Origin of the sequence: Tessaracoccus caeni, assembly GCF_029211185.1 — a bacterium.
Classification (GTDB): domain Bacteria; phylum Actinomycetota; class Actinomycetes; order Propionibacteriales; family Propionibacteriaceae; genus Arachnia; species Arachnia caeni.
In genome coordinates this window covers 1-508 of the sequence record NZ_JARGDO010000064.1, presented here as the reverse complement: position 1 = coordinate 508, position 508 = coordinate 1, and the positions used below count along the sequence as shown (strand labels likewise).

The 508-nt window shown below is 53.7% G+C and carries 1 rRNA gene; it reads left to right on the top strand.

What is annotated here, in order from left to right:
- Positions 1-508: ribosomal RNA gene (locus P0D62_RS19005) — 23S ribosomal RNA — on the top strand; the annotation flags it as partial.

Genomic DNA, 508 nt, shown 5'->3' with positions numbered 1-508 from the left:
CATCTGCTAAGCCTAAATACTCCTTGGTGACCGATAGCGGACAAGTACCGTGAGGGAAAGGTGAAAAGTACCCCGGGAGGGGAGTGAAATAGTACCTGAAACCGATCGCATACAATCCGTCGGAGCCCTTCGGGGTGACGGCGTGCCTTTTGAAGAATGAGCCTGCGAGTTAGTGGTGCGTGGCGAGGTTAACCCGTGTGGGGTAGTCGTAGCGAAAGCGAGTCCTAATAGGGCGTTTAGTCGCGTGCTCTAGACCCGAAGCGGAGTGATCTATCCATGGCCAGGTTGAAGCGACGGTAAGACGTCGTGGAGGACCGAACTCACTTGGGTTGAAAACCGAGGAGATGAGCTGTGGATAGGGGTGAAAGGCCAATCAAACTTCGTGATAGCTGGTTCTCCCCGAAATGCATTTAGGTGCAGCGTCGTGTGTTTCTTACCGGAGGTAGAGCACTGAATGGTCTAGGGGGCCTACCAGCTTACCGAAATCAGTCAAACTCCGAATGCCGGT